The following is a 24,626-nucleotide window of genomic DNA, read 5'->3' on the forward strand; positions in this document are numbered from 1 at the left end:
GATACGATGTGAGGGTATATCTGACATTTTCTCTAATGATGAAGCCCGAGCCAGGGGAGGTAAGTCTTGATGATCTCCCAAAAATGTTGCTGTGTTCGTTAGGTGAGACGAATGCCTTGGTGGGCGAGAATTTCCGGGACTAGGGCGAAAGGATGATACACGTGTTCCCAGGATTCTCCACATTGTTCAATTAACGATTCGTGAATGGGACCTAACCATTGGTCGGCTTTACGAAGGTATTCGATTTTATTTGGATTAATGCCCATAATCCGGCAACAAGTGGCATCGACGGCCGGGAGATTCCTTCCCATGACCAGAACTCCGGATTGAACAGGTGTACCCATTATCGGACCATCCCCTTCCATCCCGGTTATGCCGTCGACAATGGCGAAATGCGGCTTGAGAGTCGCATTGATATCCAGTATAGATTCGGAGATTCCAGCCTGATGTAACACATTCTTTGGCCATCCGTAATAATTTCCGGGCATCACGCCAAAGAAATTTTTCATGGACAGGGTCGCCCCAGCCCAATGGTGCGTTTTCATCTTGGCCAGCGAGACTACCCAATCAACTTCCTGTATTACTCGAGGGAACGTCAAGGTGGCCAATGAAGTCTGACCCCCCAGGTTGGGCCTGACTACCCCTTCCATCGTATTCAGGTCTTCAAAGGGGATGCGATCTTCGTACAACACATCTGCCAACCCGGATTCCTCCAAAACTAAAAGAGTATCGTGGCGATGCCCAGGCCCCTCGGCCACGACAACAGAGGCTGCACCGAGTGAAAGGAAAGCCTCGACGGCTCCTCGAACGACCAGGGGATGGGTATTGATATGCGATAACGATTGGTGGGGCTCAACTAAATTCGGTTTTAACAGAATGCGTTTCCCTTTGATCTCTAATGGGGTGATCCCCAATTCTTGGAATCCCTGGCGAATGAGTATCGCAAAATCAGCCTCGTATGTTTTTGCTTGACCGATGAACGTCTGCGCGGTCAAACGTGGTCCCATAAGCCAATGAAGCAGGGAGAATCCTGAGGCAGCTAATCCGCCTCCGAGCACACAAGCCTGCAGTAATTGTCTTCTTGTGAGCCTGAGTTGATTCGTTTGCAGGAGGGCGGTGGTCATGGAGGGCGCCTTTTTCTTCATTGATGGTGAGCAAACGAAGCGGGTGGCTGTGGTTGTGATGCTGGGAATAATGAGTACAGTCCTTGTTGCGCTTTCGCACCGCATAAGAGCAATGCCAGAGAGGGAAGGGCATAGGACCCGTATCGTTCTTGACGTTGCAAGCAGGCTGAGACCAATTCCTCCGTGTTCGTGGGTTTTAATCCCCATGCACCAAGGCACAGAAGTGTCCAACCGAGTGAGATGGGAGTCCGGAGGTGAGGAAGCTCGAGTGAGATATACTGGAGGCTTCGTTCTATTTCATGAAACGCGGTATGGCCCGCCAAAGCCTGCAAGGCAATGGCCGTGCACTCCGGGAGGGGATGTAACTCCCGGTTGAAGACCGTGGTACTTCCGTAATTCCAGCCCCCGCTAGGTAATTGACGGTTGATAAGCATCTGTTGTCCGGCTATGGCTCGAGGGTGGGTGCCCAACCCCACCTTGTGTAATGCCATGAGGGCGAGAGCAGTGGGTATGACCCAGCTATGGGTGTCAGCAATCCATGGCCAACCCGTGATGGCGGTGTCGTGACCAATAATTGAAGGATCCGGGTTTGGGAAATGTTGTCCTGTAAACCCTATCAGATAGTCGATAGCCCGGGATTGCGCTTCTTGATACTGGGAAACGCCTTCCCAAGCGAAGATGGCTAGAGGTGTTGGCCAAGATGCTTCTGGGTGGGAGGGAGAAATGCTCACGCGCCCGTCGTTCGCCTGTTGGGAAGCTAAATACGCTCTTCCCCGATTACAGCTTTCATAATCGAAGGCATAGGAAAACAGTGCCATAATAGTCCAAGCGGTCGCATCGGGCCTGGCCTTTTCTCCAGGAAGATAGGGAAATCCCCCGTTTGGTTGTTGCCCAGATTGGAGAAGCTCGAGGGAATGACGAAATGGTTTTTGAATCATAAGAGGAAAATTCAGCTTTCCATGCCATTCAAAAAAGGTTTCATTTCCCATGTTGTTCGGTTTAATCAGGAAGAACCTTAAAAATCCCCAGCGATTGCGACTTTATTTCCTCCACTTGAGAGCTCGCGCGGATTTTATAGAGAGAACATGGCTCTCGCCTTTCGTTTCTGGGCCCCTTGAAGGGATTCTGGCTGGGAATTGAGGAAACGCTAGTTGGTATGACGTCACTTTCCCATAGTGGATGAAGAGAATTGCAGGTTCATTGGATTCTGTTGGCGGCAAGACGAAGCTATTTGAACAATCTCTCACTGAAAATTCCGAAGATTCAAAAAAATTGTCCTTACTCATCAAGAATGTGAGTCAACCAATTCTATTGCGAACCAATATGAAATTTATTTTCCAAAAAAAATGGCAAGTTTTTTCTGTGGAGGTCGATAATGAAGCATGAAAACGAAGAGCCGCAGAATACGAAATGGAAAATTTTCTTGGGTCTACGAGCATTTATGTATGACCATGAAATATGGATTCGGTCGGGTGCCCCTTCCCGATAAGGGCGAACACGTTGAAAGGCGTGGGCGCAAAACCACGGGTCAGGGTTGGTCCCTGATAGCCGGGTTGCCGAAGGCACGGAGAGCCAAGGGGCAACGTCTGCGTCAGAATTTTCCGGGCAGTCTGGCGTAACGAAAGTAATTACCTTCGCCCGTTAAGGAGATGCGCTATGGTTAACCAAGTAATGCGTTTCGTGAATGATGATGAGGGAGCAACCGCCATTGAGTACGGTTTGTTGGCCGCTTTGATTGCCGCAGTGATTGTCACGGCTGTGACTGCTGTAGGGACTTCCCTCAGCGGTACGTTCAATACAATTGCTGGAAACGTAGCGGCGAGCTAAGAGAAAGCTCCTTTCCGCAGAGGTATGTGGAAGTGCCGTTCCCGATACAGCGTATCGGGGCGGCGCTTCGGCGGAATGGGATGAGTGAAGTTCAGAGTCGTGTTGATGAATGAGAGCCCTGAAGGTCAGATAAAATGATAGAGGAGGCTAGCATTATGCAGACAATACTCCTGAATCGCTATTCCTATTGGTTAACGGATTTTCTTCAAGATGAGGAAGGTGCCACGGCCATTGAATACGGTCTCCTGGCCGCGCTTATCGGTGCCACGGTGTTAACGGCGCAAGCCGCCATGGGAAATGCGGTCATAGCGATGTACACGGGCGCCATGGGGATCATCAACGGAGCATTGGGGAGCTAATAGGATATTTATTAATCCTGTTCTGAATTGGTGGTGAAGGATCTGCCAGCGAAATGGCTTTCACTTATTTCTATATCTACCTCCCAGTGTCTCGGCACTGTAGGAGTTTGCTGGGTTTGCCTTCCTACCCATCATGGGAGCCCTGTGACGGTGAAACGATAGCCTCAGGTTTCCCTGGTTCCCGTGTCTCCTCGATCCTTTAAATTCAACTACAATGCTCAATATTGAGCTCAAGCGGGTTGGGCGGATTCTCCCCATTCTGCATGTAACGGGTTAATAACCTTCCATTCGGTTTTTGTCTGTATTGTAGTGAATCGTGCTCAGGGTTTCTCTCAAGACGTCCTTCAACTCTCTGTTCAATGCCATTGTTCCATCCTAACCTCTATTCCTCTTTTAGCCGGCTAGTTGTGGTTCCTATTTGTTTCTCCATGGGTTCTTATGAAAGGATCTATCATTTGATTGGTATCGAACAACAATTCAATTGTGAGCCTATGAAAAATATCATGTGAATGAGCGGAATAAGACCACAACCCACGACTCTATAGAATTTCACTCCTGGTGCCTCATTTCTGATTTCCCATCTTTCCATGCTGCCTTTTGACGCATCGTGTCTATGTTCTCTCGCTCTATCAATAAATGTATGCCTGGGATTTAGAGGCCCCAATGCGGTCTGTATGTAAAATGGTGGCTCATCTCCAAAGTGAGTGGGTGATTCTGGAGTGTTTTTCATACGGGTTTGAGCATACAGGGCAAGACTTTCAGGCGGAGATCTTCCTCATCGTGGAAACGGTACCCCCTTCGTTGAATCATGCCGATCTTATTGTTCACTTCCTCCACCAAGCCGAAGGAGACCTTGTTCTCCGCCTTGCTATAGGCGGCAATCCCATCCCAGTGCCGCTCGAGCATCTCTGCAAACTCCTCGTAGGGCTTGAGGCGTTGCCACTTCAACGAGGCTTTCCAGTTCTCGAAAAATTTCCTGGCCCAACCTTCGGTCTGATACTCCCATAACTGGCCAAAGGCTTCCTTGAGCAGATAGGCCGTGTGGAGCCGTTTGTTGGCCCCGAGGAGTTTATTGAGCGCTCTGTGCCCCTCCAGCGTCAAGTTGGCCTTTCTGGAAAGCAGAGTATACTTCTGCCCCTTAATCCAAGAACGGTCCTTCTCCGTAAGCCGCTTGTATTCCTGTTTCCGCACCGTATCGAGCGCCTTGCCCAGGCGTCTCATCACATGAAACTTGTCATCCAGGATCGCGGCCTGAGGCGCATGCTTCATGGTTGCTCGCCACATATCCATGACGGCGAGCCTCATGCCTGCCGCCTTCCTTTCCTCCAACCACTGGTAGAACAGGTCCATACTCTGCTTAGAGCGATAGACCCTTTCGAACCATATCGTCCACCGCCGCATTAGGTCGCTGACCACCATCCGGTAGGTGTGTCCCTTTTTAATCGAAATCTCGTCAATGCCGATGGCCTTGGGGCCCGGAGACCCTGTGCGCCTGAGCTGCTCCCGCATATACGCTTTCTCCAGGCTCTTCACGGTCTTCCAGTTCAACTTGAGTTCCCTCGCTAGCTCCTTGACCCTCGTTTCCCGGCAGCGCCGTCCCACATACCCGGCCAAGCGCTTCGTGGAAAACGGGTGGTTCGCCAGCCAGGACAACCTCTCCTACTTCACGTTGCCGCACCGCTGACACCAGACCCGGCGGACCTCCACTTCGAGGTGGATGCGCATCTCCCCACAGGACAGGTCCCGAATCCGACGAATTTTGTGGTCGTAGAAAATCCCGTGCAAGGTGTCACACCAATCGCACACCGTTTTTTTGATGGCGCTTCAGCCGGATGACTCGGGACAGTGGGTCACCGAAGATCTTCTTGATGTTGTCCCTTGGACGAAACCCGGGAAATCGGTAGGCGTCCAGTAGGCTCCTCTCCTTTGACATCCGACTATCATGACAGATGGTTCCCTTGCTTGAACCCGCATATCCCCCTTCACCAGCTTGCCATTCTCGGTCTCTAGGAACTGACGGTTACCCACTCGCTTGGGAGAAGACCCTAAATGGTTAATAGCCTACCGTTCCATGTTTCTGACTTTTCGTCAGAATAAAAAGGACGAGGAGTTGGGAAACACAGATGCGCTTCCTTGCAGAGAATATTCACTCCCTGGTGGCGGGAATCCTGAATAGGGGAAAGAGGGTGGTTCCATGCTCCATGTTGAGTATAAAAATGGCAGAGATAGGTTGATTGTCATTTCAAAACAATTCTTTAAATAGTTCTGAATGGGTGTTTTCAAGCTTTTATTTCCTCAGAACGCTAATTCCGTGGCCTCAGCACTCCAGTAGGTTTTTAAGGACTTGCCTTAAGAAAAGCGGGCAACTGACCGAAACAAAAACTGTTTAGCAAGCTTCTTTAATGTTTCTGACATGATCGGTAAAGCGGTATATCCCATCAATGAGATACTCGTCTCGTTACCATACATGATTTGATAGAAAATCTAATTTAGGGTTCACTGACTATGGGAACATTTCTACCATTATTTGGGTTAGCGATCGGGTTAGTGGTGGCAGCGGTCACTGATGTTCGGAAGGGGCGGATTCCTAATTGGTTGACAGGTTCATTGGCCGTCTTTGGAATTGGAGTGAATAGCCTGGAGTATGGTTGGGACGGATTCCTGTTTGGTCTGGGAGGACTGATTATGGGGTTGGTCTGCCTGATATTTTTTTATCTCAAAGGGGGTATGGGCGCCGGAGACGTGAAATTGCTCGGAGCTATTGGAACAATCTTGGGCCCGGGCCAGGTGGTATTTGCCTTTGCATTTGCGGCCATGTTGGGTGGGTTGTATAGCTTAGCCTTATTGTCCAATCAGGGGGGCATGCGGCATGCCTGGGATCGGATGTTTCTTCTTCTTTCAACCATGAAAGTGACCAGGACTATTCCGGTTTCTGGTGCGCCAATTCCAACCGAGCCTAAGTTACGGTATGCCCTGGTTCTAGGGCTGGGAACCGTGATCGCCAAAACGTTGTTTTATTATGATGTGTTGTAACTCACGTTCCCTTAGGTCTGGGAGTTGAAAATGAGCAATCAGAGAAGATTCTTCTCGTTGTCTATTAAGAATGCCATTTGCGATCCGATATGCAGAGGTAGAGAAGTTGTAACCTCAGAATTATTAGGCATGAATAAAACTTTCGGTCTAGATTTGGTGAAGAAGGGGGAGGAAGTCTCATGGGACAAAAACGTCCACTTGTATTTTTAGGAATTGCGATGATGATTGCCCTGGTGACGACCGTCATGGTGTATCGGTGGCTACAAGGGCAACGAATGATCGAATCCGACGCCCCTGATGTGGTGATGGAGGGTGTGAGTGTTGCGGTGGCCAGCGCCGATATTCCCTGGGGAACACCACTCGGTGAAAAGGCCGTTCGAGTAATGACGTACCCTGAAGAAGGCGTCCCCGTCGGCCATTTTAAGGATACGGCTTCCTTGAATGGTCGAGTGGTCCTGACGAACCTGAAAAAAAATGAGCCCATTTTAGAATCGAAATTAGCTCCCATTGATGTAAAAACGGGCGGAGTGTCTGCGGTCATGGATCCTAATAAACGGGCGATGGCTGTGAAAGTGAATGAAGTGGTTGGGCTTCCGGGTTTTGTGCAGCCGGGTGATCGGGTCGATGTCATGGCGACCTTTGAGGATCCCAGGGCTAAAAAGAAGGACAATGGCGGTGCGAAAGAGGAAGTGACCAAGGTGGTCCTGGAGAATACCCTCGTGTTAGCGATTGATACGCAAATGGAGCGATCAGCTGGAGAGGAAAAGCCCACTCCGGTCAAAGTTATTACGCTGGAAGTGTCGTTGGAGGAAGCTGAGAGATTGGCCATGGCCGAAAACGGTGGAAAGTTACGATTGGCCTTACGGAGCCCACTGAATCCTGAGGTTAAGAAAACCAAAGGTGCAGATTTTAAGGATTTGATGAGTTCCCACCAACTCATTCCTCCCCTGCCTAGAGGGGGAAAGCCGAAGGAGCAAGTTGAGGTGATCAAGGGGACAGACCGAAAAACGATGAAATTTTAAGAGGGTCGTCGTTGGTGACGCGATGATCGTTAGGAAAGGTAAGGATATGAATCAGACTCACGGTTTTCCATTCAGGAGCATGGTGTTGGCACTAGGCCTGGTCCTTGTGGGCTACACGGGAGCCTTGGGAGAAGGCCTCACCACTCAGGCGGTTCACCTCAATGAGCCTCAAAGTCTCCGGTTGACGGTTGGAGAGTCAAAAATTGTGGAACGGGAGACGCCGTTTAAACGTGCATCAGTCGCTAACCCTAAAGTGGCGGATCAAATTGTGCTCTCTACCAAGCAAATTTATCTGACCGGGATTGAAGTTGGGACGACGACCTTGACTCTCTGGGGGCAAGATGGGCAGGTGGCAAATGTTTTTCAAGTCCAAGTTTCTCCCGATGTGACTCGATTGAAGGAACAGCTTCATATGATGCTGGCCCATGAACCCGGTATTGAAGTGATGAACAGTCATGAGCACATCACTCTGGCCGGCAATGTCACCAATATGGAGTCCTTGGCGAAAGCCTTAACTTTGGCCGAGCCCTATGCCCCGAATAAAATCATTAACCTGATTCAGGTGGGTGGCGTGCAACAGGTGATGATGGAAGTGAAAGTTGCGGAAATGCAGCGCGGGTTGATGAAGCGTCTCGGCGTCAATTTTAAACGAGCCCAAAAAAATCACCGTGATTTTTCCATCGGACTCATTAATGATTTGTCCACGGTTGAGGCCTATGACCCATTTCCCGTTCAACAATCTTCGCAAACGACAACCCTTCAATTTCCTGATGTCCGAACGCTGGCCTCGAACCTGATTTTAGGATTCGGGATTGGTGATGATTTATGGACCCTCTTTTTAGATCTGCTGAAGGAACATTCTCTCTCGAAAACCCTAGCCGAACCGACCTTGATTGCCGAGAGTGGACAAGCCGCCGAATTCCTGGTTGGGGGAGAATATCCAATTCCCATTCCGCAGCAACTTGGCCAGGTGACGGTTAAATTTAAAGAATACGGGGTCGGATTGAAATTTACCCCAACGGTTCTTTCGGAGGGGCGCATCTCCGTGATTGTAAATCCGGAAGTATCCGAATTGGATTTTGCCAATGGTATTGTCATACAAGGATTTCAGATTCCCGCTCTGACAACTCGACGGGTCAAGACCGTGGTGGAATTGGGCGATGGACAGAGTTTCGCCATTGCGGGGCTTCTCCAGGAAAATATCAAAGAAACGGTTTCGAAATACCCGTTCCTCGGTGATGTTCCGATTTTGGGAGCGTTATTCCGGAGCACCTCATTCCAAAAAAATGAGACCGAACTGATTGTGATTGTGACCCCTCATTTGGTGAAACCTCTGGATATGGCAAAGCAGACCTTGCCCACCGATCATTATTTAGAGCCGAACGATTTTGAGTTTATGCTGATGGGTTATATGGAAGGGGTGTTTCCAGAGTCAAATGTCGCCAGGCCGAGCGAGGCCTACACACTTGGATCACCGAGGGTGGCAGGAAGAATGCCGTACCGTAAAGGTGGGATGGAAGGGATGTTCGGGCATCTGGCCCCATAGGAAATTTGATGAAAAAGGAGCATAGCATGCAACGCCAATCAATTGTGACAATGGCCGGTTTAATCGGTCTGATTCTGGTGGGGATGGGTGGTTGTGGTGTGTGGCCAGTCATGACCGAGGACAATGGACGACGGCCACACGCCATGGGGAAAAGTGATCAGGTCTTCTCGCCATGGGCGCCCCATCCTGTTCACTTTCATGAGGAGTATGGGCTGCCATATCGACAGGCTCTCGAGAATCAAATCGTGAATCCCGCGTCGGCAAACAATCTTGGTCCTATTTCTGGATCAGCTGATTCACAGGCTCTGCAAAACAGTTTGTCTCGGTATCAGTTGATGTTTGAAAGCCCGCCGTATTCCCCCTTTAAACTGAAAAAGGGCGGCTCCGGTGGTGGGGCATCAAGCGGTGGTGCGTCAATTGGGATAATCTCCTCGGGAGATGGGGGAGGAGGAAATTAACATGAAGGATAAATCGTGGAAACCAAAACGTGTAGGCGCTGATTCCTCAGGTGCCTCATCCGATGTGCCAGTCATTGAGCTTTCCATTCGGTCATCAGAATGTAAGGCGACCCTTGAGAGCATCATTCGGGAGATTGACGGTGTGCGGCTCAAGGACGGTCCGGATCCTGGAGTTCCTGCACTCATGATTATGGAACTTGAAGAAACTCCGGAAGATACTTTCTCCCTTATTCGAGAGATGATGAAATTGAATAAAGGGATGGAGATATTCCTGACCGCTTCCCGGCTGGAGTCAAATATTTTATTGGAAGCCATGCGTGCCGGAGCAAAAGAGTTTTTAGCCCAACCTCTCCAAAAGCAAGACGTGAGCGATGCGATTTTGCGATTTGTGGAGCGAGGCACGGCTCCAGTTCGTCAGGGTGACGGACAACGAGCGCCGGGAAAGGTTCTCGCATTTTTTGGGGGAAAAGGTGGAGTGGGAACGACGAGTGTCGCGGTCAATTTGGCTGCCGCCATAAAAAAAGGACCCAACAACCCGTCCGTGGCACTGGTGGATGTCAATCAGCATGGTGGAGATCTTCCCTTGTATCTCGATCTTCAACCGAACCATAGCTTCCGGGATATTGCGACAGATTTGTCCCGACTAGACCAGGCATTTCTCATCCGTGTCCTTACCAAAACGGAATTGGGCATTCAAGTGCTTCCTTCGGGGTATGACGATCTCAGCACAGGCCGATTAAGTCCGGATTGTGTGGAGGCGACCCTTCGACTTCTTCAATCCAGTTTTGACTATGTCATCCTCGATTGTGGGCATGTGTTGGATTTGACCACGAAAAAGGCACTGGAGCTTGCAACGTTAATCTTGGTGACGTCCACGTTGATGGTTCCCGTGGTTCATCGAACGAAGCGGATTTTAGAGTTGTTGCGTGGCTCGGGATTTCCTGCTGAAAAAATCCGGTTAGTGATGAACCGATATTTATCGGCGGAACAGGACGTGTTGAAAGAGACGGAAGAAATTTTGAAACAAAAAGCCTTCTGGCTTCTCCCCAACGATTATCCCTCAGCAAGTCAAGCCGTGAATAGTGGAAAGCCGTTGATCGATGTGGCTCCCCGGTCGGCAGTGGCTCAGTCCTACCGGGATCTGGCCAGTTCGCTTGGCGGGCAGGCTACAAAACCGGCAACCAAGGGATCATTAGCAGGGTGGTTGAATCCCTTTAAAAGTCGGAATGTTCAATCATCCCCTTCAGGGGCATAAAAGTTTTCCTTTCACGTGATTGAGGAACCCGGTCTATGTATGAGACAAAATGGGACGAAGTGGGTGCGGGGGCGGGCATTGGGGCGTTAAACCTGGGTCCATTGAAGGAACGACTTCATCGGCAGGTGATTGATACCCTTGACCTGGCTGTTGTCGCGAAGTTGGATACCAATCTTCTCAAGGTTGAGTTGACGAAGCTCGTCCAGGAAATGTTGGAGAAGGAATCCATCCCTCTCAGCATGAAAGAACGGGAAAGTCTGATTTCCGACATTGAGCATGAAGTCATGGGCTTAGGCCCACTTGAACCGTTGGTGCAGGATCAGACCGTGAACGATATCCTGGTTAACCGGGCCGATCAAATCTACGTGGAACGGGCCGGAAAACTGACTTTGACTGATGTGAAATTTCGTGATGAAGCTCATCTCCGAAAAATTATCGAAAAAATTGTGTCAGCCGTTGGGCGACGAATCGATGAATCTTCACCCATGGTGGATGCTCGGTTGCTGGACGGATCTCGTGTGAATGCCATTATCCCGCCATTGGCGCTGAATGGATCGTCCATTTCGATTCGAAAGTTTTCCAAGGATAAGTTGCAGATTTCTGATTTGGTCAGCAAGCGTTCGCTTACTCCAGAAATAGCGGAGCTTCTTCGCGGGATTGTTGAAGCCAGACTGAATATTTTGATTTCTGGGGGAACTGGTTGCGGAAAAACGACCATTCTGAATATTTTGTCTGGGTTCATTCCCTCAGACGAACGCATTGTGACGATTGAGGATTCAGCGGAATTACAATTGCGTCAAGAGCATGTGGTTCGGCTTGAAACCCGTCCTCCTAATGTGGAAGGGCGAGGAGAAGTGACACAGCGGGAATTAGTCAAAAATTGTTTGCGAATGCGGCCGGATCGAATTGTGATGGGTGAGGTGCGAAGTGGGGAATGTCTCGACATGCTTCAAGCCATGAATACAGGGCATGATGGATCTCTGACCACGATTCATGCCAATACCCCACGTGACTGCCTGACGCGGGTGGAGACCTTGGTGGCCATGGCCGGGTTGAATCTGGCTACGAAGGCGCTTCGCCATTATATCAGTTCCGCAATAGATGTCATTCTCCAAATGACTCGCTTGTCGGATGGATCCCGGAAAATGACCAGTTTGTCGGAAATTGTGGGGATGGAAGGCGAAACCATTACTCTCCAGGAAATATTCTTGTTTCAACAAACCGGACTGGATGAAGAACGAAAGGTGCATGGGCAATTTAGAGCAACTGGAGTGCGGCCGAAATTTGTGGAACGCTTTAAAGCATTAGGAATTACTTGCGATCCAAGTATCTTCGACCCCGAGAAAATTTATGAAGTCTAATAACCGTTTTTCCAATTGTTCCACTTGCACGATGGCCTTAGTTATGGTGGTTCGTCTTGTTGATTCGTCATCTAGTTGGGAGGGCGTATCATGACCGTGGCCATTAGTATTGGAATATTTCTGTCCATTATTCTGTTTGTTGAGGGAGCCTATTATTGTTACCACCAATATATGAATCCCCAAAATAGGAATCTCAAGCGGCGCTTGCGTGGTGGATCGGGAAAACCGGGAGATCTTCAGAAAATCCAAGAAGCACCCGGAATTCTTCGAAATCGGAAAATGAGCGACATTCCGTGGATTCAAAATTTGTTGGGTTCTATGACGACGTTGGGGGGACTGGAAAAATTGCTCCAACAGGCCAATAGTCAAATGCCTGTGGGCGTATTTTTTCTCTTATCCGGAGTGCTTGGAGGAGCAGGGTTGCTGGTCGCCACCTTTCAAGACTATGGGATGTTTGCTGCCATTGGTCTCAGTCTTGTGGGCATGGTGATTCCTTTGATTCAGATGAAACGGAAGCGGAAGCGTCGTTTTAAAGAATTTGAACGGCAATTGCCCGAAGCTTTGGATTTGATGGCTCGGGCTCTTCGGGCGGGACATGCCTTTTCCGTGGGTATGAAGATGATCGGGGATGAATTTCCGGATCCGATTGGTCCTGAGTTTAGTCGGACCGTGGAGGAAATTTCGTTTGGAATCGATGTCCCTCAAGCGATGAACAATTTAAATGGCCGGGTAATCAGTACCGATTTAAAGTTCTTTGTTACGGCCTTAGTTGTTCAACGAGAGACAGGGGGAAATTTAGCGGAAATCATTGAGGCGATTTCTCGACTCATTCGGCAACGATTTGAGTTACTAGGTCGAGTCAAAGCGCTTTCGGCCGAAGGCCGGATGTCGGGAATTATTTTATTCTGCATGCCGATTGTGATGAGTATTCTGTTGTGGTTCTTGAATGAAGCCTACATGCGTATTTTGATTGAGGATGAGATGGGTCGAATGATGGCTCTAGGTTCAGGTCTGTTGATGCTCGTGGGAGCCTATGTGATGAAAAATATGTGTGATATTAAAGTCTAGAGGGATGGCATGATGGATCCATTATTCTTGATCAGTCTTTTGGTGTTTTTGGGGGTTCTCGTGGTCGGCTGGGGTGCGTGGAGTTACCTGCAGTCTCAGGAAAAGGTCAAGGACTGGAGTGTACGGGCGAAGGGCCAGTCTCTTTCGCAGAGTTCCTCGCAAAAAACTGAGAAGAAAACGAGTTTGAAAGATCAAGGGATGAAGCTTCTCGAGCGATTGGGCCAGGTCAATAAGCCCAAGGATCAAGCTGTCACCACCCGTTTGCGGGCCTCATTGGCAACGGCAGGGTATCGAAACCCACGAGCGATTGTGGTTTTTTTGGGAACCCGGATTTTTCTGGCAATTCTGCTAGGCCTGACCTTTCTTGTTTTTGGTTCCGAGGTAATGCAGGGAAAAGATCCCATGTTTTTCCCCATGGTGCTGATTGGTGTCATGATGGTGGGATTTTACGGTCCCCAACTGTGGTTAAGCAGTGCCATCACAAAACGAAAAGAACGCTTAGTGAACGGGTTTCCTGATGCACTTGATTTGATGGTGGTATGTGTAGAAGCGGGGTTAGGGCTGGATCAAGCCATTTCCCGGGTGGGGCAGGAAGTTAAGCAAGGTCATCCCGATCTTGGTGATGAATTTATCTTGTTAAACTTGGAGCTACGTGCTGGCTTGAGTCGGGAACAAGGACTTCGGAATTTGGTTAACCGGACCAACCTCGATGATATTCGTAGTTTGGTAGCCTTGCTGATTCAGACGGATCGATTTGGTACGAGTATTGGCCAGGCGCTTCGAGTCCATTCCGATTCCATGCGGTTAAAACGAAGGCTGAAAGCTGAAGAGCGAGGGGCACAGCTTCCAGTCAAACTGATGATTCCGCTTATATTGTTTATTTTTCCGGCATTAATGGTGGTGATTATTGGTCCAGGTGCTATTAGCCTCATGCGAAATTTAATGCCGGCTATGGGAGGGTGAACGCGAAAGAGATCCACGAACGATAGATTCGATAAACATTTCAAAAGTGTAGAGGAAGACAAAACATGGGATTTTCAATCCACGAAGCAACAGAACAGGAAATTTTAACAGCGAATATGACTGTTTGGTCGATTGCATTACTGGCGATAAAGGAAACCTTTCAGATGAGGTACACAATGATGAAGGCGAGCCTCCTCCTATCCTTGTTCGTTTTAGCCAATTTGGGTGTCGTTGGATGTGCCCAAAAAGAACAGCCCATGTTCACTCTTCAGGATGAACATTACCAGCAAATCCTGGAAAGGCAGAAGGCGGGGATTAATCCGGAATCTCAATCGCCTGTGGACCTTACTCAAGTCATGAAGGGCGACGAGTTTGAAAAGCTGGGAGATGCCCATCTACAGCAAGGCGATTTCCAGACGGCAAAAATTCAATATGAAAAAGTGTTAGAGGCCTCGCCCGAGCAGATTCCTGCGCGATACAAGCTGGCGGTGATCTATTTGGAAAAAGGATCCCCACAGAATGCCTATGCCCAATTTCACCAAATCCTAGATTATGATTTGAATTTTGCTCCAGCATACGAGGGGATGGGTCGGGCCTTGCTGAAGATGGAGAAGGATCAGGAGGCGGAGCAGGAATTCCAGGCCGCCTTGTTGTATGACGCTGAAATGTGGACCTCCAAAAATTACCTTGGTATTGTGGCAGATCGTCGTCATGATCATAAAGAGGCGATCCACCTCTATGAAATCGCCTTGCAAAAGAGGGTGGATGATCCTTCGATCTTGAACAATTTAGGTATGGCGTATTACCTCGATACCCAATATGAAGAGGCGGTCAGAACTTTTCAACATGCGATTCAGGTTGGTGGATCCAACGACAAAATTTCGAATAATTTAGGATTGGCTCTCACCAAACTTGGGCATTTCGACTTAGCCTACGACGCCTATGCCCGAGGAATGGATTCAGCCAAGGCTTATAATAACTTGGGTGTGGCATTTTTGGAGGTTGGGAAGTTTGCGCGAGCTTCCCGTTGTTTTGAGAAAGCCATTGAAACCCAACCGACCTTTTATGAAAAGGCCAAAGAGAATTTATTGTTCAGCAATCGGATGCTGGCGAAACTCCCCATGGTTCAGCAGCAAACATTAATCCGGCGTGACCCCGTGTGTGTGTCCGGAGCAATTTGAACGATCTTAGTGATGGATGCTTCGTGTTAATGACATCTGCCAAGAATTGTTTGGCCGGCTTGAGTCATTCCTGACAGGGATTATCGGGAGTTCATTGGTTGTGAATGATATGGACTAGGTCTGACAATTAGTTGGAACGATCCCTGGAATGATTCTCTTCGAATCACCACTAGGTAGCACGCCCCCCTATCAGGAGAAAAAATCCGCTAGTAGTCCTTTCATCCCTTGAACCCTTCGTATTGAATCTTGATGACCAGAATTGCTCGTGTCCCGTGGGCTTGTCCGTTTGGCTAGTCGGATTAGACGTTTAGTTTCCTGGTATGTGCTTTTTCTTCTTGAAATTGGCCGTTGCCTGTTTTGCTTTAGATAGGGGCAAGGTCGGACACGATTACATGTGTAATTTCAAATGGTTAGATCTTTCCTTCTTCTCAATTTCCCCGTCATCCATACGTTCTTCTCTTTCTCGTCAGAAGTCATTCATGTGATATCGCGGTAGGGAATGATAGGGAATCGATCGTTCAAGCCGAATCTGTTGGTCCTTAAATTGAGATAGAGCCATTCGTTCTTGTTCTTTTTGTGCGACCTTTCATTCTGAATATGAGGGTCGGGTTGTTTTTCTTTCAGAGATAATACTCGAGTCAAATAGCCCAACAACTACCATGAGGATCTCTAGGACGTCAGTGGGTTGTCTCATGTTTGATTCTAGAAAACATTGATTCGAGAATTTTTGCGAGGTCGACAATTTTATAAGGTTTGACCAAGATTCCTTGAAACCCATGCTCTTGAAAATTGCACATAATGGGATCGTCTGAATATCCGCTGGTGACAATAGCTTTAATGTGAGGGTCCAAAGCTCTTAGATGCTGAATGGCTTTTACGCCTCCCATGGCGCCTGGAATGGTGAGATCGAGGATGACCACTTCAAATTTTCTTCCATCCGCCAATGCAGTGGAAACCATGTCGATGGCACTTTGCCCATCTGGCACGCTGACCACGTGATAGCCGAACTGCGTCAACGCATCCTCAACCATACGACGAATGCTGTGCTCGTCATCCATAACCAGGACCCGTCCTCTGTATGATTGGGGGATGGCTGGAATGCTCTGTGTCTCACTTTCTTGCGGGACATGTGCGGATGGTATCGACACGGTAAAAGTCGTGCCGACTCCAATTTTTGACGCCACGCTAATGTGACCATGGTGCTGTTGGATGATGCTATGGGCGGTGGCTAACCCCAACCCGGATGCGCCTGGTTTGGTGGTGTAATACGGATCAAAAATATTTGGTAGTTGGCGGTCCCCAATTCCGTTCCCCTGGTCATCAAATGAAACTTGCACGTAGTTTCCGGGGATGAGTGACGATGAAGAAATGGCCGAGGGATCATTCAGTCTCATGTTTTCTACTTTAACGCTCAAGTGACCGCCGTGAGGCATGGCCTGTCTGGCATTGAGGGTGATGTTTTGGAACACCTGCCGGAGTTGACCTGGGTCAGCCTCAAGAGGCCAAAGGTTATCGGGGATGTCGAAATGACAACTTATGGATGACCCTGACAGGGCAAAAACCGTACTTTTTCGAAGTAGATCTCCTAACGCGATAGATGTCTTTATTGGCGCTCCGCCTTTTGCAAAAGTCAGAAGCTGTTGGGTCAATTCTTTGGCGCGCAAGCAGGCTTGCTCGGCTTGCTCGAGGTTTTGAGTCAGAGGATCGTTCGAAGCCATTCGTAATTTGGCAACGAACACGTTACCCAATATTGTCGTGAGTATATTATTGAAATCGTGGGCCAGCCCTCCTGCCAAGATCCCTAAAGAATTGAGTTTGGTAATTCGCTGTTGTTCCTCCTGCTGACGGGTTTGGTCGGTGATATCCCGGAAGACAATTACGGTGCCCACGAGAAGACCGCTATGATCCCGGATCGGTCCCTCTCTCAGGGTAATCTTTCGTTGCCGGCCATGTTTGGTCAGTAATTGATGAGGGGCATCCAGCTCAGAGAGAACCAGGGTTCTGGAAGAAAACTGCAAAAAAGGCTCACCATCGTTTTTTTGGCTATCACTAGTCAGGCGGAATATTTCTTGGACTGGTCGGTGCAAGGCCTCGTGGGTTGTCCATTCGGTGATCTGCTCTGCCAATGGATTGAGGAAAGAAATGCGTCCTTCTCGATCAGTCGTGACAATGCCTTCCGCGACAGATTGAAGTGTGGTGACCAGATGATTTTTTTCAGCAATGAGGGCCTGCTCAAGGCATTTCCGGTCTGAAATATCTCGAAGGATAAAGCCGTAATGGGTGTCCATGCCGACTTTCCAACTGGTGGAGGAAATTTCCAAAGGAAATGATTCCCCGCTTTTCCGTAGGCCGGTGAGTTCCAATGGCTGCTGAAGTGGAAAGGTCGAAGATCGACCATAACTAATATCTCCTAATCCTTTCCGGTACATGTCTCGATACCTTTCCTCCAGTAAGGTCACAATCGAGTGTCCGAGAACCTCGTCAGGCTGATAGCCGAAAATTGATTCGGCTGCAGGGTTCCAAGAGACAATGGTTCCGTGTAAATCGGCAGAAATAATCCCTTCATGGGCCGAGTCCACCAGAGAGGAAAACTGAGAATGGAGTTCGGTTAGTGTCTGTCTGACTCGCACATGATGGGTGATATCCAGGCCATATCCCCGCACGAGACCTTTTTCTTGAAGAGGAGAGAAGGTCCAATCAAAGTGGTGGTGCTCGACAAGGACCGTGAGGCCTCTGATGGGGGTTATCGTTTTGAGGCATTCCAGTGTGAGCTGTGTCAATGTGGCCGGAAGTACCATTGGTAAGCCGTTTCCACGGAATCCATAGTTGTCCAGGAGACGAATCATGGCAGGGTTGGCATAGGCCAGATGTCCTTGAGCGTCCACTTCCACGATGGGATTCGGACTTTCTTCTGGCATCGATGCGAGGTGTGCATGCGCTTCGTGTTGCTGGAGTTCCTTGCTGAGATCACGAAAAATAATCAGCGCACCCGAGTGGCGGGGATCTGTCAGTGGTGTGGCTTGGAATTCCACCCATCGGGTTTCCCCACTTGGCCGTCGAATCAATAGTTGTGGCGTCCATATGGATTTTCCCGTGGTGATCACTCTTGTGATCGGGCAATGTTCTTCTTCGGTGACAAGATCAATATGGAGACATTCCGCGTGTGCATGAAAGGATTGCCCGAGGCATGAGGTTTCGGTTCGATGAAGAATCCTGGCGCCTTCGAGGTTTAGGGAAAGAATCTGGCCTTGTGTATTCACGTGGCAGATGCCAATGTGGATGGAGTCCATCAGTGTATGAACAAAGGTTTGGGAAGAACGTAATGCCTTCTCTAATCCGGGGATGTCCATTTGTTTGAGTTCTTGAAAAAAATGTTGCCGATCCACTCAGCGATTCCTTCCTGTCATATTGACGACATCGTATGACCGTTATCGGGTCTTACCATAAGGCTTCAAGAATTTTCGACATATCCCATCCTTCCAGAGAAGGGTCCAAGGCTTTTTCAATCGATCGAAGAGATGTTGTTGGGCTTTGTGCCGCCAGATCAATGATTGCCTGCTCGGAATAGGGTTGGTTCAGGGAGTCCTTGAGTAATTTAATGGTAGGGGTCATTCGGCTATGACTAGAAACCCACACGACGACAGCCTGTTCGCCGGTATTCAGGCGAACCAGGGAACCAATTGGATATACCCCTAAAAGTTGGATTAATCGTTGCACGAGATACAGATGGTATTGCCCTCCGACAGCAGCCTGATACAGTTCGGATAAGGCCCGGGCGGGTGGTACAGGTGGACAACTGCATCGTCCACTAATTTGCGCGTCATACGTGTCGGCAATGCTCAGTATTTGGGTGAGTTCAGAAATCTGAAGCCCCCGTAATCCCCCGGGGTAGCCGGATCCGTCAAGCCGCTCATGGTGTTCCAGGATCATCCGTTTCGACTCGTCAGGGATATCGGGGAATTGCTTAAGAATGGCCACACCCATTTCACAATGCGCTTGCATCAGTTTCTGTTCTTGCGGTGTAAAGCGTTCCACCTTACGGATCATATTCAATGGGAGACGAAGTTGGCCGACGTCGTGGAGAAGGGCGGCAAGCCCAACAAGTTTTAATTGTGTCGGATCGCAGCCATGTTCTTGTCCGATTGCCATGGCTAACATTCCCGTATCCACTCCATGAGAGGCCAGGTTAGGATCGAATCGACGCATTTGAATCAGCGACACCATGGCAGCCTGGTGGTCCAATATTCCATCAAGCAGGGTACTGACCACACTTCGGACTTCTTGGACGTGTTGGGGAGTGGGCGCTTCCATCTGACGGAAAAATACCTCCATTGTGGAGATAGCTTCTGCACGAAGCAGACGCGCCGCTTCAATATCTTCCGGATTGGGCCCTGAACCAATCCCGGGGAGTGGTAACGGGGTTGTGGGAGAAAGGTCTTGGCTCTCTGATGTGTACTGAACGTCACTTATCCCGGCAAGATCGCATCCTTTTTCCGTATCGATCTGGACTTCCTTAATTCCGTAATTACGCAACAAGGCAATCTCATCTTCCCGTTTGATCGTCCATTTATGGCGGAGAAACGGGGTTTTAAACCATGATCGGTCCATGCCGGTGATATACATCCCAGGCCGCAGGTCATGAATAGAAATCCGTTTTTTCATGGTGCAGGGTTGGGCAAAAGGGGATGAAAAACGCACCAGATGAGATGTGAAAGGTACAGATGGGTAACAATCAGCCGAGGACCGGATAGACTGCCGCCCATGGTAACGATATTCCCGTAAAAGGGCAAGAGATGTGAGAGCCGAACCAGCCGGCCCATGGCTCGACTGAAAGGGTTGACCCAAGATCGAAACGACTCGCAATTTTGGAGGAAAACATGAGAAGGATTATGAGGAGCGTTTGAGAATCCGATCAATGCGGCCGGCAATCTCCCTTGCTTCCTCCTGATGATCTCCAGCCAGTAGGAGGGCATGGTAGGTTTGCAGTGTGGAGAGTAATTGCGGGTCAGAAAGTCCCCAGGATTTTTCACGAATGGCCAATGCTCGTTTGAGAAGTGGACGGGCCATCTCTAATTGGTTTTTCTGTTGATACAACAAGGCGAGGGCGGTTAAAGGATCGGCCATCCGAAGATGTTCAGAACCCAAAGATTCAGCCAGCAGGGGCAAGGCTTCCCAATAATAGGCTTCGGCCTGACTCTCTTGTCCTTCCAACCGGGCGACCTCTCCGAGCTGGAAAATCACCAGGGCATATCGTTCGTCTGTTGGCCCATTTTTGCGAAATGACGGTAACAGATGATGAAGCAGGTCTTTGGCTTCTTGAAATTGTCCACGGGAGATATTCGCATGGATCTGCTCCCATTGCCGATCCCATTCGGAGGATGTCGGGCATCCGGTAAGCAAAAAAATGAGGCCTGGAAGCAGCCACCATATAAATAATGTTCGGTTTGCGTGGTGTTTCATAAATATCGGAGGACGAGTCTTCACAACTGGCTGGGGAACCAAGTGAGTGAAGGCCCACGCGTGCTAGGGGTTGGGGGCCATCATGGAAAAATCCTCTGGGATTCTGGACATTTTCTGCCACTCTTTGTAGGGTAACCGCGTGGAAATCCTGTGACGGAGATGAAGGTGATTGCCCGAATCATACAATATTGCCAGCATGATGTGTGGAAGGAAGATGTTCGGGCGTTGACCGGGTTCCGTGAGTTCGGCGTCAAGGCCTTGCGTCTGGTTTTGGTGGCGGTCGCGGAATTCCAGGAAAGTGTCCTGAGTATCCGAGCGACCAGTTTGGTCTATACCACCCTGCTCTCCATGGTTCCGTTTTTAGCGGTGACTTTTTCGGTTCTCAAAGCCTTCGGTATTCATCAAAAGATCCAGCCGGTATTGGCGCAAGCGTTGCATCCGCTGGGGCCTAAGGGAATTGAGATTACCACGAATATCATCCAGTTTGTCGACAACATGAAAGTCGGGGTGTTGGGAGCGGTTGGCGTTGCGGGACTATTCTATACCACGTATTCCCTGATTGAAAAAATTGAAGAGGCGCTGAACTCTATTTGGCGCGTTGAGTCAGGACGGCCGTTGGCGAGAAGGGTGACGGATTATTTAAGTGTGGTCCTCGTGGGGCCCGTGTTTGTCTTTACGGCCTTCGGGCTCACCGCCTCGGCGCAAAGTCATTGGCTCGTTCAAAAAATTCTGGAAGTGCAGCCGTTGGGTCATTTGATGGTGTTGCTCACCAATCTGCTGCCCTTCTTGTTTATGTGTCTGGTGTTTACTTTTCTTTACAAACTTCTGCCCTATACCAACGTCAATTTTAGTTCAGCGCTCGTGGGAGGCGTGACGGCAGGACTGCTCTGGCAGGTGGCCGGATTGGCCTTCGCATCATTTGTCGTAGGAACAGGACGGTATAGCGCCATTTACTCAGGCTTTGCCGTGCTTATCCTCTTTCTCATTTGGCTCTACGTCGGCTGGCTCATTGTCTTGGCGGGAGCCCAAGTGGCCTATTACCATCAGCACCCATCCGCGTATCTGCTACATTTGGGTCGAAAGCGCCAGACCCCACTGTTTCGAGAATACCTGACTTTGGCATTACTCACGCACATCACTCGCCGGTTTTTATTAGGGAAGCCGCCTCTCAAGGCCGAACAGTTAGCGCGTGCGCAAGGGGTGCCTCTCACGTTTGTCGAGTCGCTCATCGATGATCTGGTGAAAGCAAAAATGGTTGTGAAGGGGGATGATCCGAAAGGATTGGTGCTTGCGCAGGCACCGGAAAATATTCCGGTTGTTGAGGTGTTGCGAGTGGTGCAGCATCAACCTGATGGGGGGCCACAGGCCTTTACGGTAGGCACCGATATTATTAGTCGGATGCTGATGCGCCGGGATGCGGCGGTGGCCATTGCGTTAGAAGGCATGAGCTTGCGGGATTTACTCCGGCGTCCGTCGGGAGACAGTCAGGAAGACACCGGTGACGAGTTGTCCCAGATTAGGGATCCCAATGCCGGGCGTGCCTCTGGATCGGAAAACGAAGAGTCCGGTTCTTCCAACTCACGCTCAGAAAGCACAGATGTCGATCCTCCTGTTGGTGGGAAAAGGCCGACAACGTAATCGGTATTTGCTGATAAGGGGAAAATGATGAATATGTGGATTGTTCCAGGTGCGCCGTTGGATGAGGGCCGAGGCTGGCGGATTTGGTGTTCGCAAAAAGGTGAGGGTAGTTTTTCTCCGCCGCCAGTCGAAGTGCGGCAGAAGAATGTGACGGTCCCGTCCAAGAGTACATGGACACTTCTCCCCCAACTTCCAGGACTGAAGCGGCGAATGGGTGTAATGATTCTCACGCTCAACACTCCAGGTCCGCCGGAAGGGGCCCTCTATACTGTGACTTTATCAATGAGTCAGGAGAGCCAGGTTTTTTCATGGTGGACCATGCCGTATCATGTGACCGCTCAACCGGTGACCTTTCTGTTTGCCTCCTGCTTTTGGCATAACAATGACCGTGAGGGATATTACCGGTCCGGTCTTCAGGAGTTGGGGCAATTAGCTCAGCCACACTTTAAATTATTACTTGGCGACCAGGTGTATGGAGATTGGCCAAATGCCTGGGATTTAGGCGATGAGGGCATCGAACTCTATGCTAAGAGATATGCTCAATATTGGGGAGATGGGGCCTATCGGGAAGCCTTGCAAATCTGTCCAAACTTTTTTTCCTGTGACGACCATGAATTCTGGAACGATTATCCTGAAAAACAAATACAACTGCCTCAGACCTGGGCGTCGAAAAATCGCAAAACCTACGGGGGAGGAGCGGAGGAACTCTATTACCAGTATCAACGATGTCTGAATCCCGATGAGGCTCGCTGGTACCAGTTTACGATCGATCCGGTCTCGTTTTTTATTACCGATACTCGGTCAGAGCGGGAAGCGTGCAATGACAAGGGCACTTGTCATTTCATGTCGGAGGAACAATGGATCGCCTTGGAAGCCTGGCAACAGGAATTGAAAGGGCCCGGCGTGTTGGCGCTGGGCCAACCACTCTTTCAGAAAGACGGAGATTTCCGTGACCATTCCTTGTCGAATTTCAGGGAGGATTATGCCCGTCTCTGGCTGGTGATCGAGCGGTCTTTAGCCGGGCAGAATTCCCAGCATCGACCACACGATATCTTGATTCTGTCTGGAGATATTCATACGGGACGGTATGCTGAAGCCCATGGGCCATTTTCCGATGCGCCCTATGGTGTGCCCGAATTCATTGCCTCTCCTGCCGCCATGATTAATCCAGGCAATACCAAGCCCGAAGCCCCACCAGAAAAGATCCGGGTTCTTCCCAATGCGGAAGGAAAGGAGTCGGTGTGGCGGATTGATCCTCATACGAACATCGACATCATGACGATTCAGAATAATGTGGGTCTCGTGCGCATGGTTCCGGGAAGTCAGACCGGAGGATCGCCACGAGTACGGTTCGAGCTGGAATTGTGGAGTTTGCCGGCCAAAGTTATTGAAATTGATTGGGATGAAACCGCTCCACCCCAAGGTCTGGGTGGTCCCCTCACGCGCCTGTGGAACAAGGAGTTGTTGCTCCGGTAACGGGAGATATTGACATTTCAGCCATGGGTGCCCAGGCCATGTCTGTCGAGTGTGTTCTGAGCCACATCTAGAAAGGAACTCATCATGCGCCATTCTCAAAATTCGACCAGAAATCCGGCAATCAAAGACTGGACCAGCAAATATGGAAAACGGACCAACTTGCAGTTTTTTGATGAGGCTTTTACTTCCCTGCAGAAGGAGGGCATTGGCAATCGTGGATTGATGACCGTTGGGCTAATCGGCAGCCGGGATGTTCCAGGACATACCTTACGAACGGCCCAGTCCATGTTGCGTTGGGATCTCCGCCCGAGTTTCTGGTCGCATGTTTTTGTGGTGGCGGAACCGGTGACCTCCCGCACATCGTTGAGGTCCTTGCCGATTCTGGAAATCCCGCTGCATCCACGGAATGGGATCTTCCCAAGGCCGGAATGTAATGGCATCAACGAAGGCACCTTAGGCCTGTATGAGAATAAAGATATTGATGCCAATGTGGGGTTGGTGGCGGTGAGCATGTCGGACGAGGATGCCAAGAAACTTAAAAACCGGGCGATGAACTGGAATCAGGATCGCGTCCGCTATAATTTTTGGGAGATGTTGGGAGTATGGCAAAGCTATCTCTGGTCCCAAGGGGCCAAACGCAATCCGTTGCGGGAAGGCACGCCGATCGCCGCGTCCTCCTATATTGAATTCATCTTTGAAGGATTGGGTTTGGGTGTGACGCCGGGTACTTCGGAACGTAATAGCGCCCCGGAACATCTCTGGAATGCAGCCTGCTGGTGGCATAAGGCCTTCAAGGAGCAGGACCGGAAAGTGGCCGGGATGTTTGTTGCTCGTGATCCAGGCTGCGCCATGGCC

20 protein-coding genes and 1 riboswitch are annotated in these 24,626 nt (G+C 49.7%); of the genes, 14 read left to right on the forward strand and 6 right to left on the reverse strand.

Translation table 11 applies throughout. The features are described from left to right. Positions 1–98: 98 nt before the first annotated feature. Together AAH187_RS08105 and AAH187_RS08110 are read right to left on the reverse strand one after the other, a co-directional pair. Complete coding sequence (locus tag AAH187_RS08105; RefSeq protein WP_342347943.1) at positions 99–1,124, reverse strand: DUF362 domain-containing protein; 1,026 nt, start codon at positions 1,122–1,124, stop codon at positions 99–101. Between the two features lie 17 nt (positions 1,125–1,141). Then, positions 1,142–2,062 carry a prenyltransferase/squalene oxidase repeat-containing protein gene (locus tag AAH187_RS08110; protein WP_342347944.1) on the reverse strand — a complete coding sequence of 307 codons (921 nt, stop codon included), beginning with the start codon at positions 2,060–2,062 and terminating at the stop codon, positions 1,142–1,144. A 542-nt stretch (positions 2,063–2,604) separates the two neighbouring features. Continuing rightward, a riboswitch (cyclic di-GMP riboswitch) is annotated at positions 2,605–2,685 on the forward strand. 95 nt (positions 2,686–2,780) lie between these two features. Here AAH187_RS08110 and AAH187_RS08115 point away from each other — a divergent pair. Beyond that, positions 2,781–2,951, forward strand: a complete 171-nt coding sequence (locus AAH187_RS08115) for a Flp family type IVb pilin (RefSeq protein WP_342347945.1) — start codon at positions 2,781–2,783, stop codon at positions 2,949–2,951. A 155-nt stretch (positions 2,952–3,106) separates the two neighbouring features. Continuing rightward, on the forward strand, positions 3,107–3,310 hold the full coding sequence (locus AAH187_RS08120) for a Flp family type IVb pilin (protein WP_342347946.1): 204 nt from the start codon (positions 3,107–3,109) through the stop codon (positions 3,308–3,310). 726 nt (positions 3,311–4,036) lie between these two features. On the opposite strand, the gene AAH187_RS08125 is transcribed toward AAH187_RS08120, so the two are convergent. Then, complete coding sequence (locus tag AAH187_RS08125; protein ID WP_342347947.1) at positions 4,037–4,963, reverse strand: ISL3 family transposase; 927 nt, start codon at positions 4,961–4,963, stop codon at positions 4,037–4,039. 852 nt (positions 4,964–5,815) lie between these two features. Here AAH187_RS08125 and AAH187_RS08130 point away from each other — a divergent pair. The 9 genes from AAH187_RS08130 to AAH187_RS08170 all read left to right on the forward strand — a co-directional run bounded on the left by AAH187_RS08130 (position 5,816) and on the right by AAH187_RS08170 (position 15,197). Then, positions 5,816–6,343: an A24 family peptidase gene (locus tag AAH187_RS08130; RefSeq protein ID WP_342347948.1), complete on the forward strand. Its 528-nt coding sequence runs from the start codon at positions 5,816–5,818 to the stop codon at positions 6,341–6,343. A 179-nt stretch (positions 6,344–6,522) separates the two neighbouring features. Next, a complete protein-coding gene (gene cpaB / locus AAH187_RS08135) occupies positions 6,523–7,365 on the forward strand; it encodes a Flp pilus assembly protein CpaB (RefSeq protein WP_342347949.1) in 843 nt (280 codons plus the stop codon). Positions 7,366–7,411: 46 nt separating this feature from the next. Beyond that, positions 7,412–8,911: a type II and III secretion system protein family protein gene (locus AAH187_RS08140; RefSeq protein WP_342347950.1), complete on the forward strand. Its 1,500-nt coding sequence runs from the start codon at positions 7,412–7,414 to the stop codon at positions 8,909–8,911. Between the two features lie 26 nt (positions 8,912–8,937). Further along, positions 8,938–9,369 carry a hypothetical protein gene (locus AAH187_RS08145; RefSeq protein WP_342347951.1) on the forward strand — a complete coding sequence of 144 codons (432 nt, stop codon included), beginning with the start codon at positions 8,938–8,940 and terminating at the stop codon, positions 9,367–9,369. A 1-nt stretch (position 9,370) separates the two neighbouring features. Further along, a complete protein-coding gene (locus AAH187_RS08150; RefSeq protein WP_342347952.1) occupies positions 9,371–10,624 on the forward strand; it encodes an AAA family ATPase in 1,254 nt (417 codons plus the stop codon). Positions 10,625–10,659: 35 nt separating this feature from the next. Further along, a complete protein-coding gene (locus AAH187_RS08155) occupies positions 10,660–11,985 on the forward strand; it encodes a CpaF family protein (RefSeq protein ID WP_342347953.1) in 1,326 nt (441 codons plus the stop codon). Positions 11,986–12,075: 90 nt separating this feature from the next. Continuing rightward, positions 12,076–13,053, forward strand: a complete 978-nt coding sequence (locus AAH187_RS08160) for a type II secretion system F family protein (RefSeq protein WP_342347954.1) — start codon at positions 12,076–12,078, stop codon at positions 13,051–13,053. 9 nt (positions 13,054–13,062) lie between these two features. Beyond that, complete coding sequence (locus tag AAH187_RS08165) at positions 13,063–14,016, forward strand: type II secretion system F family protein (protein ID WP_342347955.1); 954 nt, start codon at positions 13,063–13,065, stop codon at positions 14,014–14,016. A 65-nt stretch (positions 14,017–14,081) separates the two neighbouring features. Next, positions 14,082–15,197 carry a tetratricopeptide repeat protein gene (locus AAH187_RS08170; RefSeq protein WP_342347956.1) on the forward strand — a complete coding sequence of 372 codons (1,116 nt, stop codon included), beginning with the start codon at positions 14,082–14,084 and terminating at the stop codon, positions 15,195–15,197. Between the two features lie 677 nt (positions 15,198–15,874). Here AAH187_RS08170 and AAH187_RS08175 read toward each other — a convergent pair. The 3 genes from AAH187_RS08175 to AAH187_RS08185 form a co-directional block, all read right to left on the reverse strand. Next, a complete protein-coding gene (locus AAH187_RS08175) occupies positions 15,875–18,583 on the reverse strand; it encodes a PAS domain S-box protein (protein WP_342347957.1) in 2,709 nt (902 codons plus the stop codon). Between the two features lie 52 nt (positions 18,584–18,635). Next, entirely contained in the window at positions 18,636–19,859 is a 1,224-nt protein-coding gene (locus tag AAH187_RS08180; RefSeq protein WP_342347958.1) for an HD domain-containing phosphohydrolase, read from the reverse strand. A gap of 225 nt (positions 19,860–20,084) precedes the next feature. Beyond that, positions 20,085–20,657: a tetratricopeptide repeat protein gene (locus tag AAH187_RS08185; RefSeq protein WP_342347959.1), complete on the reverse strand. Its 573-nt coding sequence runs from the start codon at positions 20,655–20,657 to the stop codon at positions 20,085–20,087. A 165-nt stretch (positions 20,658–20,822) separates the two neighbouring features. On the opposite strand from AAH187_RS08185, the gene AAH187_RS08190 reads away from it, so the two are divergent. From AAH187_RS08190 to AAH187_RS08200, 3 genes are all read left to right on the forward strand, one after another. Further along, the gene (locus AAH187_RS08190) at positions 20,823–22,295 is read left to right on the forward strand and encodes a YhjD/YihY/BrkB family envelope integrity protein (protein ID WP_342347960.1); all 1,473 of its coding nucleotides are present in this window, start codon (positions 20,823–20,825) and stop codon (positions 22,293–22,295) included. 24 nt (positions 22,296–22,319) lie between these two features. Beyond that, complete coding sequence (locus AAH187_RS08195) at positions 22,320–23,771, forward strand: alkaline phosphatase D family protein (RefSeq protein WP_342347961.1); 1,452 nt, start codon at positions 22,320–22,322, stop codon at positions 23,769–23,771. An 84-nt stretch (positions 23,772–23,855) separates the two neighbouring features. Next, positions 23,856–24,626, forward strand: a 771-nt coding sequence (locus AAH187_RS08200) for a hypothetical protein (protein ID WP_342347962.1), incomplete at its 3' end; no start/stop codon positions are given.

Source organism: uncultured Nitrospira sp. (assembly GCA_902500695.1).
Lineage (GTDB): Bacteria > Nitrospirota > Nitrospiria > Nitrospirales > UBA8639 > Nitrospira_E.